Consider the following 15,964-nt stretch of genomic DNA (forward strand, 5'->3'; position numbering starts at 1 on the left):
AAAAACTTAAAGGAGGTTACTCAATTGAGTATCGGAATTGTTATTGCGAGCCACGGTGAATTCGCCGCAGGCATCAAGCAATCTGGTTCAATGATCTTCGGTGAGCAAGAGAAAGTACAAGCTGTCACTTTCATGCCTAACGAAGGACCAGACGACTTGCGTGCCAAGATCGAAGCCGCTATCGCAACATTTGATGCTGAAGATGAAGTCCTTGTCCTTGCTGACTTGTGGAGCGGTTCTCCATTCAACCAAGCAAGTGCAGTGATGGGTGCAAACCCAGAGCGTAAGGTAGCTATCATCACAGGCCTCAACTTGCCAATGCTTATTCAGGCCTATACAGAACGTATGATGGATGCTTCTGCAGGTGTTGAACAAGTTGCAGCAAACATTATTAAGGAAGCGAAAGCTGGCATCAAAGCATTGCCAGAAGAGCTTAATCCTGCTGAAGAAAGCACTGCTCCAGCTGAAGCTGGTGTATCTGCTGCCGCTATCCCAGAAGGTACTGTTATTGGTGACGGTAAGATTAAAATTAACCTTGCCCGCATCGACTCACGCCTTCTCCACGGTCAAGTTGCAACCGCTTGGACTCCAGACTCAAAAGCAAACCGTATCATCGTTGTTTCTGATGCTGTAGCCAAAGATGAGATGCGTAAAACACTCATCACACAAGCTGCACCTCCAGGTGTTAAAGCCAACGTTGTCCCTATCAAGAAAATGATTGAGGTTGCTAAAGATCCACGTTTTGGTGAAACTAAAGCTCTTCTCTTGTTTGAAACTCCTCAAGATGCACTTGCTGCTATCGAAGGTGGAGTTCCTATAACTACACTTAACGTGGGTTCTATGGCACACAGCACAGGTAAAACAATGCTTAACTCAGTATTATCTGTCAACAAAGATGATGTTGCTGCTTTTGAAAAGTTACGTGATCTCGGCGTTCAGTTTGACGTTCGTAAAGTCCCTAACGATTCTAAATCTGACTTGTTTGCTTTGATTAACAAAGCAGATGTTAAGTAAAATTAAATATTATTAGGAGAAATTTATAAAATGAGTATTATTTCAATCATTTTAGTTCTTATCTTCGCGTTCTTAGCTGGACTCGAAGGTATCTTGGACCAATGGCAATTTCACCAACCAATCATCGCCTGCTCATTGATCGGTATCGCTACTGGTCACATGGCTGCAGGGATTATCTTGGGTGGTTCATTGCAAATGATCGCCCTTGGTTGGGCTAACGTTGGTGCCGCTGTCGCACCTGACGCTGCACTTGCTTCTGTCGCTTCTGCTATCTTGATGGTTCAAGGTGGTAACTTTGACTTGACACACATCACTGGTGTTATCGTACCTGCCGCTATCCTCTTGGCAACTGCTGGTCTCGTACTTACTACTTTGGTTCGTTTCCTCTCAGTTGGTATCGTTCACTTAGCGGATGCTGCTGCTGAAAAAGGTTCTTACTCAGGTGTCGCTGGTTGGCACATGTTCGCACTCCTTCTTCAAGGTTTGCGTATTGCTATCCCTGCTGCAATCATCCTTGCTATCCCTGCTGAAACAGTAACTGCTGCCTTGAACTCAATTCCTGATTGGGTATCTAAAGGTCTTGCTGTTGGTGGTGGTATGGTTGTTGTTGTCGGTTATGCGATGGTTATCAACCTCATGGCAACTAAAGAGCTTTGGCCATTCTTCTTCCTCGGATTTGTACTCGCACCACTTTCTGCAATTACTTTGATTGGTATGGGTATCCTTGGTGTTGTTATCGCTCTTATCTACCTCAATCTTTCTAATAACGCTGGTAACGGTGGAACTGCTGCTTCAAGTGGTGACCCAATCGGCGATATTCTCAATGATTACTAATTAGGAAGGAGATTTTATAAAAATGGAAAATACAAATAAAAAGTTTAGCCTTTCTAAAAACACACGCTTGAGCGTTATGTTCCGTTCAATGTTCCTTCAAGGTTCTTGGAACTACGAACGTATGCAAAACCTTGGTTTCCTCTACTCAATCATTCCAGCATTGAAGCAGTTCTACAAACCAGGTTCTGAAGAAGCTAAAGAAGCTTTGAAACGCCACATGGAGTTCTTCAATACTCACCCATATGTAGCCGCACCTATCGTCGGTGTTACATTGGCCCTTGAAGAAGAAATCGCAAACGGTGTCGAAATCGACGAAGCTGCTATTCAAGGGGTGAAAGTCGGTATGATGGGACCTCTTGCTGGTATCGGTGACCCTGTCTTCTGGTTCACAGTACGTCCTATCGTTGGTGCCATCGCTGCATCACTTGCAACTGGTGGTTCTATTATCGCTCCAATCTTCTTCTTCGTTGTTTGGAATGCAATCCGTATCGCTTTCTTGTGGTATACACAAGAGTTTGGTTACAAACAAGGTACTGCAATTACAAGCGACCTCGGTGGAGGAATGCTCCAACAAATTACTAAAGGTGCATCTATCCTTGGTATGTTCATCCTTGGTGTATTGATCCAACGTTGGGTTAACATCAGCTTTACTGGTCCTAACGCAATGCTTCCTTCTAAACCTTTAGCAGACGGTGCATATGTTGGTGAATGGCTAGATAAGGCAGGCAAAGTTGTGGTTCAAGGTGCTCAAACTGGTACCACACCTGAGGGAGTTGCTAAATTCGATTGGCTTGATCAAGCAGGTAACGTTGTAGGTAACGGTGTTGCAGGTCAAGACGGTTTTGCACATTATGTAACTGTGGATCAACTTAACGCGATTGATGGTTCTACATTGAGCCATATCTTAAATCAAGTATCATCTGGCCTTGGCTTGAGCCCAGAACAAACACAATCACTTCAAGACGTGTTCAATTCATTAATTCCTGGATTTATCGCATTACTCTTGACTTTCCTTGTTCTTTGGATCTTGCGTAAATGGAAAAACAAAAATGCTCCATTGTTCATTATCATGGGTATGTTCGTTCTTGGTATCATCCTTCACGTTGCAGGTCTTGCTTAATAAGATTGTAAAACAAGAACAAAATCGTCGTGTTTTAACGGCGATTTTTTAATGAGATTATTTTTGTTATAATAAAGATATTACTATCGTTAGGAGCACTAAAAATTGGCACAATCACTTAATACCAAGGTAGACTTTACCACATCAGCTATCGCTTACTTAGGTTTTGCTGAATACGGTAAAATTATGATTGGAGATAGAGCTTTTGAATTTTTCAATGATTCAAATGTCGAAAAAAACATGCAATTCCCCTGGGCTTCTATCGCACGTGTAGAAGGCGATGTTTCCGTTTCCCGAAAGGGAAAAGTTAAAATTGGACGTCAGTTTATCATCGTCTTCCGTAATGAACAACGTGTGCGCTTTGCCTCAAAAGATTCTGGTACTATCCTTAAATACATTCGTCAGTATATCGGAAATGAAAAAGTAGTTCGTCAGAAAGGATTATTCGATAAATTCTTTAGCCTTTTTCGCCGCAAAAAGAAGTAAAAAGGTTGCGCTTTAAGAGAAGCTGGGACAAAAGTTTCAAAAATAAAAACGTTTAATCACATGCTGAGCAGATTAAGCGTTTTTATTTTTGATTTTGCCTGAAAATCAATATTTTCATCCCCAGCTCTTTTCAGCAGAATCAGCTCCTCCATTACTCAATGTGTTTATGAATCTCTTTCTTCTTTACTTCTCTCACGTCTAAACATATTAAAATACAGTTTATCTAAAACTTTGTCACGATAGTCTTTTCTCCCAATAAAACGTGTCACCTTACTAAAGATATAACAAGAAAGTAGAGTAACTGCAAAATTAGGAAAGGCCAAGTAAGTTATCAAAGAGAGACCCATAACGACTACATCAATACCGAAGAGCACACGATCAATGGTGAATTCCCAGCGGTCTTCCATGATACGACTCAGAAGTATAGACCCTCCAAAAGTTCCTTCGGAGACAACGACCAGCCCTGCTCCTATGCCTGACAAAATACCATCCGATATTCCAGCAAAGATAATTTGACTGAATTGGAAACCATCAATTCCCATGGCTTCATAAATCAGCATCCATAAACTCATAGCCGCAGCGCCTGGGATACTAAGAAGCAATTCCCGCCGACTTAGAAGTTTCCAACCAAAGAGAAACAAGGGGATATTAACAACAAAAAAAGTCAACGCAGGGTTTATTCCAAAAACAAAGTCGACAAATACCGAAAAACCGGCAATACCATTGCTGGCTAAATAGTTAGGTATTACAAAAAGCCTCACCGATAAAATATAAAACCCTACTCCAATAATAAGAACAATCAAATCCTTGATAAACTGTTTATCTATCTTCACACCAATAACTGACATAAATTCCCCCCTTTGTTCTATAATAACATTTGCCTTTTGAAAGAACTAATGATTTCTGAACGAAATTTTCACATCCAATGAAATTTTATTCATTTTCTATGAAGTTTTCATGTAAAGTGTTTGAATTACAGAAAAAAAACGTAAAACATGGTAAGATAGAAGTAATGGAAACTTATGATTTCCATAAACAAGGAAAATAACCCCTAAGTAGCATTAGAAGGAACTTCTGAAATCATTCAGTACTGATGTAAAAAAACATTAGACTGGATTGAACTAAAAATAGCTCCCACATCCATGGCTTCGTGGTAGAGCAAGAAGTCCAATTGGTATTCTACTTTCAACAGGTTATTGCGAAGTTTAAATTAAAAAAAGGGCAGATTTTGCCAAAACTCCAGATTTTAGAAGAAATTCAAAATCTCTAAAAACTTTTTTTAATAACGGTTTAGAATAAGACGGAAAGAGAGGAAATCTCAATCATATACCTAGATAATGCGGCAACAACTCCTCTACTGCCTGAAGTTGTTGAAGCCATGACCGATGTTCTCCTACATAACTTTGGCAACCCTTCTAGTACACATAGTTTTGGGCGGCAAGCAAGTCAAATCGTGCGGCAAGTACGTGAAACGATAGCCCAGGCACTACACGTATCACCTGGCACTATCACATTCACCTCTGGTGGAAGCGAATCAAATTCGACTGCCTTGATCGGTTACGCTTTAGCTAATCGCCAAAAAGGGAACCATATCATTACTACAGCGATAGAACATCCTTCTGTACTTAATGCACTTAACTACTTAAAAAGCCGTCACGGCTTTGATGTTACCTTCGTCCGCCCACAAAATGACGGTTCTTTTCCTGCACATTTAATTAAAGATCTACTTCGTGAAGATACTCTTCTGGTATCTATGATGATGGCCAACAATGAAACCGGGCAACTGCTTCCCATTAAGGAAGTCGGGCAACTTTTAGAAAATCATCAAGCAGTCTTTCATGTTGATGCAGTGCAAGCTATGGGGAAAATCCCCGTATATCCTGAAGATTTGAAAATAGATTTTCTCTCAGCCAGTGGTCACAAATTTCATGGACCTAAAGGTGTCGGCTTTCTCTATCACCGCCCTAAACTAAAGTTTGACAGTATCATTCATGGTGGTGAGCAGGAAGAAAAACGTCGTGCAGGTACAGAAAATCTTCATTCTCTCATAGGCATGGCTAAAGCTTTACAAATCGCTACCGAGAACATGAACAGTAACTATTTACATGTCGAAAAACTAAAATCTCTGCTGCTTCAAGACCTCGCAAATGTAGATTATTATACCCATGAGTTCGGTCCCTCCATGCCTCATGTTGTCAATCTTGGCTTTCCAGAACAAAACCATGATTTGCTTTTGACAAAACTTGATTTATCAGGAGTAGCCATTTCAACGGGGTCAGCATGTACTGCGGGAACAGTAGAGCCCTCACATGTTCTTGAAGCGGTGTATGGAAGTCAATCACCTCTGCTGAAGGAAAATATCCGTGTTTCCTTTTCAGAACTCAATACCGAAGATGAAGTTCACGCTTTTGTTAAACTATTAAAAGAAAGGGCATTATAATTATGGCTTTTATTACTGAAAAACTTCTTGAAGACTGCAAATACAGCTACAAGTTGTCACCCAACGTTAAAAAATTCACCCTCAAAGATACAACCTTCGTTCAAAACAATGTTGGAAATTTTGAATTCAAACGTATACTTGAGGAAGTTCCAAATTCAGGACAAGGTTTCCTCCTAAAAATCATCATCAATCCCGATTTGACTGGATTTAAAATGTCAGTCACTGATAAATCAGGCTTACGCAATGTTAATATTTTCAAAAATGCTAATAAAATCATCCAAGACAAATTTTACTTCCAAATGGATGTTTTCGTTGATCGTGATATTTTCATAAAGACTGAAGTATAAAAAACGCCTGAGTTTTGGGAGCTATTGAAAAAAACAAAAAAATTCATTTTGCTACATCTATCAATTCTGTAGTGGCCAGCACTAAAATAGAGTTACAGTAAACAGTAAAAAGTTGTCGTTAGGCAGCTTTTTTAGTTTTATTTGAGTACTATGACATTCAGTGGAGTTGCTTCCCCCGAAAAATATTATAGCTCCTGAATTTCTATAGCTTTTCTACAAAAAATAGCAGTATATTTTCAGCTAGCACCGCAGAATTAACAGAACAAAAAAACTCGCCCAAAAGCGAGTTTTTCTAAGAAATAATATTACTTCTATAATTCATTAAGAATTATTCTTTGATTTCAGCTACGATACCTGAACCAACAGTACGTCCACCTTCACGGATAGAGAAAGTAGTTCCTTTTTCGATGGCAACTGGGTGGATAAGTTCAACGTCGATATGAACGTTATCACCAGGCATTACCATTTCAGTACCTTCTGGAAGTTTAACTGAACCAGTAACGTCAGTTGTGTGGAAGTAGAATTGAGGGCGGTAGTTATCAAAGAATGGAGTGTGACGTCCGCCTTCTTCTTTGCTCAATACGTAAACTTCACCTTCAAATTTAGTGTGTGGAGTGATTGAACCTGGTTTAGCGATAACTTGACCACGTTCGATTTCATCACGTTGAACACCACGGAGGAGTACACCAACGTTATCTCCAGCAAGACCTTCTTCAAGTGTTTTACGGAACATTTCGATACCAGTAACAACAGCTTTCTTAGTGTCTTCTTTAATACCAACAATTTCAATTTCGTCGTTGACTTTAACAGTACCACGTTCGATACGACCTGAAGCAACTGTACCACGACCAGTGATTGAGAATACGTCTTCGACTGGAAGCAACAATGGTTTGTCAGTATCACGTTCTGGAGTTGGGATGTACTCGTCAACAACATCCATAAGTTCTTCAACTTTAGCAACCCATTGAGGTTCACCGTTCAAAGCACCAAGAGCTGAACCAGCAATTACTGGAGTGTCATCGCCTGGGAAGTCGTATTCTGACAAGAGATCACGTACTTCCATTTCAACGAGTTCCATAAGTTCTTCATCGTCAACAAGGTCAGCTTTGTTAAGGAATACGATAAGGTATTTAACACCAACTTGACGTGAAAGCAAGATGTGCTCACGTGTTTGTGGCATAGGTCCGTCAGTTGCAGCAACAACGAGAATCGCACCGTCCATTTGAGCAGCACCAGTGATCATGTTTTTAACGTAGTCCGCGTGACCTGGGGCATCAATGTGGGCGTAGTGGCGTTTGTCGGTAGAGTACTCGATGTGAGCTGTGTTGATTGTGATACCACGTTCGCGTTCTTCTGGCGCAGCATCGATTGATGCGAAGTCAGTTTGAGCAGCCAAACCTTTATCTGCCAATACTTTAGAAATAGCAGCTGACAATGTAGTTTTACCATGGTCAACGTGTCCGATAGTACCAATATTTACGTGCGGTTTGCTACGATCGTAAACTTCTTTAGCCATTTTAAAATGTCTCCTTTGAGAAAAAATATATTTTTTATAGGCAGTTATGCTATTGCACAAACTACCGTTCCTTAACATTATACTGGATTTTCCTTGTAATTGCAAACTTTATTGCAATTTATCTGGCTTTTTTTAGCTTTTCATAGTAAAATATATAGAAAATAGTAAGGAGAAATGTCAATATGGGATTAACTTTCAGAAAACGTGATGATTTCGGTAAATTGATGGATGATTTGGGGGTTTCTACTGAAAACTCGGACGCAAGTAAAACTTCTGTAAGCTCTGATAAACAAGAAGATCCATTCGCAAAATTTTTAGAAACTAAAGACACTTCAAAGTCAAAAAAAGTGGATACTGGCAAATAGTGTGACATTTTACTTATTTATTGCTAGAATAGTATAGAATAAAGAAATAATATTTATAGAGGAAACTATGGCTTACAAAAAGAAACAAAAATCTACTTTTCAAAAAGTAACAATGGTCGTTGTTGTTGCAATGCTTGTACTTATTATCTTTAGCTCTTTAGCTATGGCACTGTCTGCTTTTTAAAAGCTGCTTGAAGCAGTTTTTTATGAAACAAAAGGCGTGGTTTAGACAAAACCAAGCCTTTTTTGTTTTATTCAAATCCAACAGTCAATACTTGAGGAAATTCACTTTTCACAATCTGAGCACAATTTGAGCAAAGCGATTGAAGGTGCTCATTTTCATCTTTTCCTACTGTTTCATCTGTTCGACGACAACGTTCACACACTTCTCCTGCCGCTTTCTCTACAAGGATAGCAACATCATCAAATTTGAGGGCTGCTTCTGGCGCTTCTTCATTTGATACTGAGAAATCAGAAACAATAAGCAGTTGCGCGATATTTTCATCAAGACTTACAAGAAGACTTGAAACGACCTCGTTAGGATAGATTGTAACCTTAGCTTCGAGTGACTTACCAATCAGTTTTGCTTCACGTGCCTCCTCGAGCGCTTTGAGAACTTTCGCCCGGAAGGCAAGGAATGCTTCCCACTCTCCCAGAAGTTCTTCTGAATCAGTAAATTCTTTATACTCAGGCATTTCTGCGAGATATGCAAAATCCTCTTTTTCAGCTTCAAGATATGACCAGATTTCTTCCGCCGTATGTGGAAGAATTGGAACCAAAAGTTTTGTCAAATCTGCAAGCATTGTGTACATGACGGTTTGCATTGAACGACGATCTGCTGCATCTGCTGCTTCAATGTAAACAACATCTTTAGCAAAATCAAGATAGAAAGCTGACAAATCATTGGTCAAGAAATTAATTACCTGTTTGTAGACACTCATAAAGTCATAAGAGTCATAGGCTGCACGAATTGATTTCACCAATTCATTGAACTTCACAAGCATATATTTATCAACACTGCGCAAGTTTTCATAAGAAAGACCGTTTGTATTCCTGTCAAAGTCATAGGTATTCGCAATCAAAAAGCGCATGGTATTACGAATTTTCCGATAAACCTCAGAAACTTGATTAAGAATCTCCATAGAAACACGTACGTCTGCTTCTGTATCAACAGATGCTACCCATAGGCGAAGGATATCCGCCCCAAGTTTTTTGGTCACATCTGAAGGTAGGATGGTATTGCCGAGAGATTTGGACATCTTGCGCCCTTTTCCATCAAGTACAAAGCCCTGTGAAAGTACCGACTTGTATGGAGATACACCATTGACAGCGACAGATGTCGTGATTGAGGAATTAAACCAGCCACGATACTGATCTGAACCTTCAAGATACAAATCCGCTGGGTAAGACAGATCATCACGCACATTGAGAACTCCATTCCATGATGAACCAGAGTCAAACCAGACATCCATGATATCCTTTTCTTTTGTAAACTCACCATTTGGTGAACCAGGATGTGTGAATCCTTCTGGTAAGAGTTCTTTGGCCTCACGTTCAAACCAAATTTTTGAGCCATACTCAGCAAAAAGGCGAGCAACATGTTCCGTAGTTTCTGGTGTAATGATGGCTTCCCCATTTTCTGCATAAAAGATAGGAAGTGGTACTCCCCATGCACGTTGACGAGAAATAACCCAATCCCCACGATCACGTACCATATTGTAGAGACGTGTTTTCCCCCAAGGAATAATCCATTTTACTTTTTCAATCTCACTGAGGATATTTTCACGGAAATCTTCGATAGAAGCAAACCACTGTGGTGTAGCCCGGAAAATAACTGGTTTTTTTGTCCGCCAGTCATGAGGATAACTGTGGGTGAAGAAATCTAGTTTAAGTAAAGCATCTTTTTCTTCCAACCATTTGCATACGATTTTATTTCCATCATCATAGAAAACTCCTTCCAGACCTGGAGCTTCATCTGTATAATAGCCACGGTTGTCTACAGGTGAAAGTACGTCAAGTTTGTACTTGCGGCTGTAGAAATAGTCATCTTCACCATGACCTGGTGCACTATGGACGAGGCCTGTACCAGAGGTAAGAGTGACATAATCTCCATTCATCACCAATGATTCACGATCATAAAACGGATGCTGAGCAGTCATTCTATCCATTTCTAAGCCTTTGAGTGTTTGAAGAAGCTTTGGATTTTCCCATTCCAATGTTTCTGAGACCTGTTTGAGCATTTCTGAAGCAACAACAAACTTTCGTGCCCCAACTTCAACTACTGAATATTCATAGTCAGGATGAACAAAAATTCCCATATTTGCAGGAAGTGTCCAAGGAGTTGTTGTCCAAATAACAAACTCTGCATCTTCTGGCAGTAATCCTTTAACATCTTTAGCCTTGAAAGCAACGAAGATAGAAGGTGAGCGTACATCTTGATACTCAATTTCTGCTTCAGCCAATGAACTTTCGGATGAAGGAGACCAGTAGATTGGTTTTTGTCCTTTATAAATATAGCCTTTTTCAGCCATTTTACCAAAGACACGAATTTGAGCAGCTTCATATTCTGGTGAAAGTGTCAGATATGGATTCTCCCACTCTGCCAAAACGCCCAAAGACTTAAAGTCTTCTCTCTGCATATCTACTTGTTTAAGAGCATATTTGCGACATTCTTCAAGATAATCCAGCACATCCATCTCTTTCCGATTTACGCCAGCTTTTGAAAGTTGTTGCTCAATTGGCAGTCCGTGTGTATCCCAACCAGGGACATAAGGTGCACGGAAACCAGACATTGACTTATAGCGCACAATAATATCTTTTGAGATTTTATTCAAGGCATGCCCAACATGAATATTACCATTTGCATAAGGAGGGCCGTCATGGAGCATAAAAGAGGGCTTTCCTTCATTAAGTTCTTGACGTGCTTCATAAAGTTTGGCCTCTGCCCATCCCTTTTGCCAGCCTGACTCCTTATTCGGTAATCCTGCACGCATCGGGAAAGCAGTTTTTCCTAAGTTCAATGTGTCTTTGATTTTCATATTTTACACCTTTCTTTTAATAATTTTACTTACAGCTAAATGGGGAGACTCACAATGTACTGTGAATCATTTTTATTTCCATTCCTTTTGCTTTAGCAAACAAGTGAGAATGAAAATAAAAAACGGTCTTTCGAAAAAGGACGAAAGACCGTGGTACCACCTTAATTTTTTTCACTAGAAACTCGTGAAAACTCTTTATGTACGTAACGTGTACAGCGTCTAAACTTACTTTAATTGGGTTTAGAATAATTTAGGTGATGAGCCGAAAAACAGGGAATATGAGCCTCTCATCAACGCTCACTTGCTGTAAATATGTTTTTCTTTTCTTGTCCTAAATTTTTTATTTAATTTCAGATGACTCGACTTTAGGAGCATCTGTCTGTAATTCTGGAAAAACTGGATAAGGCTTTGTTTCACCAATCGTGTCCAGCATTTCGCCCACTGGAGGCATAGAAAGAGGCCCTGTTTCATGAACTGGAGCTACAATTTCTTCAACAGTTTGTGCGGTTTCAACTTCCTCCACTTTAGGCATCTCAAGGTTTTCGCTTCCTGCAGGTTTCTCTGCATCTGCAATTTCTTGGCGAACTGTATTCCCCTGCAATGAAGTATTGCTCAAGTGTGTATCCACAATTTCTTGAAGTTTTTCTTCTGGATTTGTGACATGTGAAGAGGTAGTTTCCAGAGTATCTTGCCAGTCTTCAGAATGAATACTTGCTAACTGTGCCTCAATAATGGAGGTCATACGTTGATGATAAAGGCGCATTTTCCGTTTTAAATCATCTGTATCGCGTACCAAACGGCGGGCATCGTCCGATGCTTGGTTAAGAATTGTTCCCGCTTCTTTCTTAGCTGACTCGATGATGAGCTGACCTTTTTGGCTTGCCTCAGCAATAATACTATTTGCCTCACTTTGAGCTTGAACCCGCAAATTATCCGCCGCATCTTGTGCAACGACAATTGACTTATTCAAAGAATCCTTCATGTCATCAAAGTATTTTACACGTTCGCGCAAAGCCTTAAGTTCCCGATCTTGCTCTTTAATTTTTTGTGCAAACTCATCATAATCACGTACGATGATATCTAAAAATTCTTCAATTTCCTGTTTGTTATAACCACGCATTTGTGTATTAAATGTTTTATTTTGAACATCTAAACTATTTAATGCCATAAGTACCTCCAACCTCTTAAGAGACTCTATTTTTTCTTATGATTCTTAGTAATTTCACATTCGACTTTCTGTTTGCCTTTTTTGGTTTCGCCTAAAAATCTCAAAATTTTAATGCGCCCAAGGCCGCGGACACTGATTAAATCACCTTGCCCAACGGGAAAATCTTTTTTTTCAATTTCAAGGTAATTTAACTTTACCTTTCTTGATTGTAACATATTTACGGCAAGATTGCGAGAAATTTCGAAAGTGCTTGCAATGATTTTATCAATACGTAAACTTGAAACCAAGACAGTTTTTATAATCGAAGAAGATTCTGTTTGAATAAGCTCTGCAAAAGGCTTTTCAACAAACTGAACCGGAACTGATCCTATTTTAGCAATATTCTTCTGAAAGATTTCAAGAAGATGTTTAGAAACAAAGATTTGAGCGCGTTCATCATTTAGGATAATATCTCCAAGTTCTGACCGACGTACACCTGTTTGTCCTAAAAAACTCCCTAAAATTTGTGAATGCTTCAGCTGATGGAACTTATTTGCGTAAGAAATTTCTAATAAGGCTAAATCAAAGTCCTCCAGATTTAAATTGTAAAATTCTGGAGCTAAAATTATTTTTGTAAGTTCTGTTTTTGCAATTTCTTGAGTAGAAAAAATCTGAAGTTCCCGCTTATTTGCTAAAGATTCAAGGATTTTGACCTCTCTTGGATTTAGGAAATAAGTTGTAACTACAGAATAATTGTTTTCCGCACGATCAATCCAGTCTAAGACACGATCAATAAATTGTTTTTCATCAGGATGAAAATGCTGATATATACTTTCTTGACTCATAATAAGCGCAAGAGTATTTGTTGAATGACCTGCAAGGCAATTACACCAAGTACAATGGTGAAATCCAATCCTGCGAAACGTAATGGAATGCCTTCAAACAGGCTTAAGTAAGGTCTTGAAATTTTGATGATAAAGCGTCCTATAGCTGTATCATAAAGGCTTGGTACCCAACTCATTAAAGCATAAGCTACCAAAACCCATGTATAGAGACCAATCAGTCGAATTAAAATATATATAATCATAGTTTATCAAATATCGAAGTTTTCAAAGTTTTGTCCTGCCAAGATACTGAGTTCTCGGGAAGCATCAACTGTGATATTCGCCGGTGTTAATAAGAAAATCTGTCCGCCAACATTTTGAATATCACCATCAAGTGTGAAAACTACTCCAGTCAAGAAGTCAATTGAACGGCGTGCCTGATTGTCTGGCATAAACTTGAAGTTAACCAAAACAGACTCTCCATTTTTGACGATACGCGCTGCTTCCATAATATCAGAATAGGCACGTGGTTCTTTGATTGCAATAACTTGTCCTGCACTTGTTGTGGCTTGATTCATCATAGGTTTTTGAACTTTTTTCTCTGTTGTTTTATTGTTATTTGTTGCTGAAGAAAAAGATACAGGACGCTTAGAAAGTGGTTTAGCTTGAGTTCTTTCCTGTGATTGAACCGGACGATTCGTTCCTGTCATTTTCTTTTCTGTATTTACTGCCGAAGACTTTTGCGGTTGTGCTTGCGGTTTTTGAGCTGCTACAGCAGGCTCATCATACTCATCATCGTCCTCTTCGAAAAATTTCTTTAATTTATCAAATTGGTCTTTTAAGGCCATACTTCCCTCCGTTATCAACGCTTAGATTTCACACAAGTTTCATTCAAAAAATGCCGTACCGATTCGAACAAAGGTTGCTCCCTGCTGAATGGCTCTTGTATAATCACGGCTCATTCCCATACTCAACTCCGTACATGGAATATTAGGAATCCCCTTAGCCGCAATTTCAGTTTGCAATTGCCTCATCGAAGCGAAGATGTTATCCAACTGTTCATCATCAGCACTTATCGGTGCCATAGTCATTAAGCCAACAATTTCCACATTATTTAGCTGTGAAATTTCTGCTAAAACGTCATCTATATCTTTGGGCGAAAAGCCATGTTTGGTTGTTTCACCAGAAATATTGACCTCTAAGAAACATTTTATGATGTGTGTTGCTCGTTTTTCAATTTCTTTAGCAAGCTTTATAGAATCTAAAGCATGAAAATAATCTACTCTATTAATGACATCTTTTACTTTACGACGTTGTAAGTTACCGATGAAATGCCATGTAATATTTTTATCTTCTAAGGCCTCATATTTTTCAAGAAATAAATCTGTACGATTTTCTGCTAAGTGATGAATTCCTGCCTCAACAACTTGAGCTGCTTTTACAACATCAACATACTTGGTAACAGCAATTACCTGAACTTCTTGATTTGAATAAGCAGATGTAGCTTTTGCCACATCTACCTTATTCAAAATATCTTTAACATTTTCTGCTATACTCATTATTTACGGAAAAATGGTGGTGTATCAATATCTTCATCTGCGGATGGGATACCTGAGAAACTTGTTACACTTGATGCGCTTTCACGATTTTGGTTTCCATTCTGACGCTGTGATACATCACGTCGAAGATCCCAATCACCAAAAGCTGAACCTGAACTTTGAGCTGACGCTTGTTGTCCATGTGTAAACTGTGAAGTTTGAGCTTGACGTGACGTTGAGCTTGCTGCTTGATTCATCGAATTATGTTGGAAGCTAGGTTGACGACGTGGTTCTTCTGCCGCTGGAGCTGATGATGCACCTAGATACTCATCAGAAGCATCTCGTGAAACTCCTGTTGCCACAACAGTAACACGAATTTCATCGCTGAGTGAATCGTCAATAGATGTCCCCAATAAAATATTCACATCATTGCCAGCTGCTTGAATAACAATTTCAGAAGCATCTTGTGCTTCGATAAGGCTCATGTCCATACCACCTGTAACGTTCAGGAGAACATTTTCAGCACCTTCAATTGTTGTTTCAAGTAAAGGAGAGTAGATAGCTTTACGTGTTGCCTCAATGACACGATCTTCACCTGTCGCAACACCGATACCCATAAGGGCATCTCCCTTATTTGCCATAACTGTTTTCACATCGGCAAAGTCAAGGTTAATCATTCCTGGATTTGTGATTAAGTCTGTTACCCCTTGCACGCCCTGACGTAAAACATTGTCCGCTTCACGTAAAGCTTCTGTCAATGGTGTTTTCTTGTCAACAATTTCTAACAAGTTGTTGTTTGAAATAATAAGCAGCGTATCCACATTTGTACGAAGGTCTTCAATACCTTCAGTTGCAAAATAACTACGTTTTGAGCCTTCAAAACCAAATGGACGTGTAACAACTGCTACTGTCAGGGCTCCAATTTCTTTAGCAATCTGAGCTATTACTGGTGCAGCACCTGTACCAGTACCTCCACCCATACCAGCCGTAATGAAGACCATATCTGCACCTTCAAAAGCTTGTGCGATTGTCTCTGCTGACTCCTCAGCTGCGCGACGTCCAACCTCAGGTTGGGCACCTGCTCCAAGTCCGCGTGTCAATTTAGGTCCGAGCTGGATTACTGTATCAGCTTTTGAACTGCGCAAGGCTTGTACATCTGTATTAGCTACGATAAAGTCAACGCCAGACACGCCTTCTTCAATCATGCGGTTAACCGCGTTTCCGCCACCGCCACCAACACCGATAACTTTAATTACAGCGCCTTGAGCAATTTCTGTATCAAATGAAAATTCCAT

Annotated in this window: 16 protein-coding genes and 1 pseudogene; 8 read left to right on the forward strand and 9 right to left on the reverse strand. The window is 39.6% G+C overall.

What is annotated here, in order from left to right; translation table 11 throughout:
- Positions 1-24: 24 nt before the first annotated feature.
- From ACGHCK_RS07145 to ACGHCK_RS07160, 4 genes are all read left to right on the forward strand, one after another.
- Positions 25-1,014, forward strand: coding sequence for a mannose/fructose/sorbose PTS transporter subunit IIB (locus tag ACGHCK_RS07145; protein WP_251420702.1), 990 nt, complete (start codon positions 25-27; stop codon positions 1,012-1,014).
- Positions 1,015-1,044: 30 nt separating this feature from the next.
- Positions 1,045-1,848 (forward strand): mannose/fructose/sorbose family PTS transporter subunit IIC, encoded by an 804-nt coding sequence (locus ACGHCK_RS07150; RefSeq protein WP_202230270.1) that lies wholly within the window; start codon positions 1,045-1,047, stop codon positions 1,846-1,848.
- 22 nt (positions 1,849-1,870) lie between these two features.
- Positions 1,871-2,968 carry a PTS system mannose/fructose/sorbose family transporter subunit IID gene (locus ACGHCK_RS07155; protein ID WP_202230269.1) on the forward strand — a complete coding sequence of 366 codons (1,098 nt, stop codon included), beginning with the start codon at positions 1,871-1,873 and terminating at the stop codon, positions 2,966-2,968.
- 105 nt (positions 2,969-3,073) lie between these two features.
- Positions 3,074-3,454: a DUF956 family protein gene (locus tag ACGHCK_RS07160; protein WP_202230268.1), complete on the forward strand. Its 381-nt coding sequence runs from the start codon at positions 3,074-3,076 to the stop codon at positions 3,452-3,454.
- 164 nt (positions 3,455-3,618) lie between these two features.
- On the opposite strand, the gene ACGHCK_RS07165 is transcribed toward ACGHCK_RS07160, so the two are convergent.
- Positions 3,619-4,302: a YitT family protein gene (locus tag ACGHCK_RS07165; protein ID WP_251420704.1), complete on the reverse strand. Its 684-nt coding sequence runs from the start codon at positions 4,300-4,302 to the stop codon at positions 3,619-3,621.
- Between the two features lie 473 nt (positions 4,303-4,775).
- Here ACGHCK_RS07165 and ACGHCK_RS07170 point away from each other — a divergent pair, with 473 nt between their 5' ends.
- Positions 4,776-5,894, forward strand: coding sequence for a cysteine desulfurase family protein (locus tag ACGHCK_RS07170; protein WP_271328013.1), 1,119 nt, complete (start codon positions 4,776-4,778; stop codon positions 5,892-5,894).
- 2 nt (positions 5,895-5,896) lie between these two features.
- Positions 5,897-6,241 (forward strand): DUF1831 domain-containing protein, encoded by a 345-nt coding sequence (locus ACGHCK_RS07175; protein ID WP_202230266.1) that lies wholly within the window; start codon positions 5,897-5,899, stop codon positions 6,239-6,241.
- A gap of 328 nt (positions 6,242-6,569) precedes the next feature.
- Here the strand turns inward: ACGHCK_RS07175 and tuf are convergent, their stop codons facing one another.
- Positions 6,570-7,757 (reverse strand): elongation factor Tu, encoded by a 1,188-nt coding sequence (tuf, locus tag ACGHCK_RS07180; RefSeq protein ID WP_202231300.1) that lies wholly within the window; start codon positions 7,755-7,757, stop codon positions 6,570-6,572.
- 182 nt (positions 7,758-7,939) lie between these two features.
- On the opposite strand from tuf, the gene ACGHCK_RS07185 reads away from it, so the two are divergent.
- Positions 7,940-8,122, forward strand: a complete 183-nt coding sequence (locus ACGHCK_RS07185; RefSeq protein ID WP_251420708.1) for an SPJ_0845 family protein — start codon at positions 7,940-7,942, stop codon at positions 8,120-8,122.
- Positions 8,123-8,189: 67 nt separating this feature from the next.
- Entirely contained in the window at positions 8,190-8,306 is a 117-nt protein-coding gene (locus ACGHCK_RS07190; RefSeq protein ID WP_202231298.1) for a DUF4044 domain-containing protein, read from the forward strand.
- A 67-nt stretch (positions 8,307-8,373) separates the two neighbouring features.
- Here the strand turns inward: ACGHCK_RS07190 and ileS are convergent, their stop codons facing one another.
- The 7 genes and pseudogenes from ileS to ftsZ all read right to left on the reverse strand — a co-directional run.
- Complete coding sequence (gene ileS, locus ACGHCK_RS07195) at positions 8,374-11,160, reverse strand: isoleucine--tRNA ligase (RefSeq protein ID WP_251420710.1); 2,787 nt, start codon at positions 11,158-11,160, stop codon at positions 8,374-8,376.
- Positions 11,161-11,500: 340 nt separating this feature from the next.
- Positions 11,501-12,328 carry a DivIVA domain-containing protein gene (locus ACGHCK_RS07200; RefSeq protein ID WP_202231296.1) on the reverse strand — a complete coding sequence of 276 codons (828 nt, stop codon included), beginning with the start codon at positions 12,326-12,328 and terminating at the stop codon, positions 11,501-11,503.
- 26 nt (positions 12,329-12,354) lie between these two features.
- Complete coding sequence (locus tag ACGHCK_RS07205; protein WP_202231295.1) at positions 12,355-13,152, reverse strand: YlmH family RNA-binding protein; 798 nt, start codon at positions 13,150-13,152, stop codon at positions 12,355-12,357.
- Positions 13,149-13,394 (reverse strand): YggT family protein, encoded by a 246-nt coding sequence (locus ACGHCK_RS07210; RefSeq protein ID WP_202231294.1) that lies wholly within the window; start codon positions 13,392-13,394, stop codon positions 13,149-13,151. The genes ACGHCK_RS07205 and ACGHCK_RS07210 overlap by 4 nt, the downstream gene beginning before the upstream one ends.
- 6 nt (positions 13,395-13,400) lie before the next feature.
- The gene (locus ACGHCK_RS07215) at positions 13,401-13,979 is read right to left on the reverse strand and encodes a cell division protein SepF (RefSeq protein ID WP_202231293.1); all 579 of its coding nucleotides are present in this window, start codon (positions 13,977-13,979) and stop codon (positions 13,401-13,403) included.
- 39 nt (positions 13,980-14,018) lie between these two features.
- A complete protein-coding gene (locus ACGHCK_RS07220; protein ID WP_202231292.1) occupies positions 14,019-14,690 on the reverse strand; it encodes a YggS family pyridoxal phosphate-dependent enzyme in 672 nt (223 codons plus the stop codon).
- Between the two features lie 274 nt (positions 14,691-14,964).
- Positions 14,965-15,964: pseudogene (gene ftsZ, locus ACGHCK_RS07225) on the reverse strand (cell division protein FtsZ); the annotation flags it as partial.

Source organism: Lactococcus muris (genome assembly GCF_042849115.1).
Taxonomy (GTDB): domain Bacteria; phylum Bacillota; class Bacilli; order Lactobacillales; family Streptococcaceae; genus Lactococcus; species Lactococcus muris.

Coding starts and splice junctions, on each gene's coding strand:
- ACGHCK_RS07150 (WP_202230270.1), top strand. CDS start 1,045: ATGAGTATTATTTCAATCATTTTAGTTCTTATCTTCGCGTTCTTAGCT.
- ACGHCK_RS07155 (WP_202230269.1), top strand. CDS start 1,871: ATGGAAAATACAAATAAAAAGTTTAGCCTTTCTAAAAACACACGCTTG.
- ACGHCK_RS07165 (WP_251420704.1), bottom strand. CDS start 4,302: ATGTCAGTTATTGGTGTGAAGATAGATAAACAGTTTATCAAGGATTTG.
- ACGHCK_RS07175 (WP_202230266.1), top strand. CDS start 5,897: ATGGCTTTTATTACTGAAAAACTTCTTGAAGACTGCAAATACAGCTAC.
- tuf (WP_202231300.1), bottom strand. CDS start 7,757: ATGGCTAAAGAAGTTTACGATCGTAGCAAACCGCACGTAAATATTGGT.
- ACGHCK_RS07185 (WP_251420708.1), top strand. CDS start 7,940: ATGGGATTAACTTTCAGAAAACGTGATGATTTCGGTAAATTGATGGAT.
- ACGHCK_RS07190 (WP_202231298.1), top strand. CDS start 8,190: ATGGCTTACAAAAAGAAACAAAAATCTACTTTTCAAAAAGTAACAATG.
- ileS (WP_251420710.1), bottom strand. CDS start 11,160: ATGAAAATCAAAGACACATTGAACTTAGGAAAAACTGCTTTCCCGATG.
- ACGHCK_RS07200 (WP_202231296.1), bottom strand. CDS start 12,328: ATGGCATTAAATAGTTTAGATGTTCAAAATAAAACATTTAATACACAA.
- ACGHCK_RS07205 (WP_202231295.1), bottom strand. CDS start 13,152: ATGAGTCAAGAAAGTATATATCAGCATTTTCATCCTGATGAAAAACAA.
- ACGHCK_RS07210 (WP_202231294.1), bottom strand. CDS start 13,394: ATGATTATATATATTTTAATTCGACTGATTGGTCTCTATACATGGGTT.
- ACGHCK_RS07215 (WP_202231293.1), bottom strand. CDS start 13,979: ATGGCCTTAAAAGACCAATTTGATAAATTAAAGAAATTTTTCGAAGAG.
- ACGHCK_RS07220 (WP_202231292.1), bottom strand. CDS start 14,690: ATGAGTATAGCAGAAAATGTTAAAGATATTTTGAATAAGGTAGATGTG.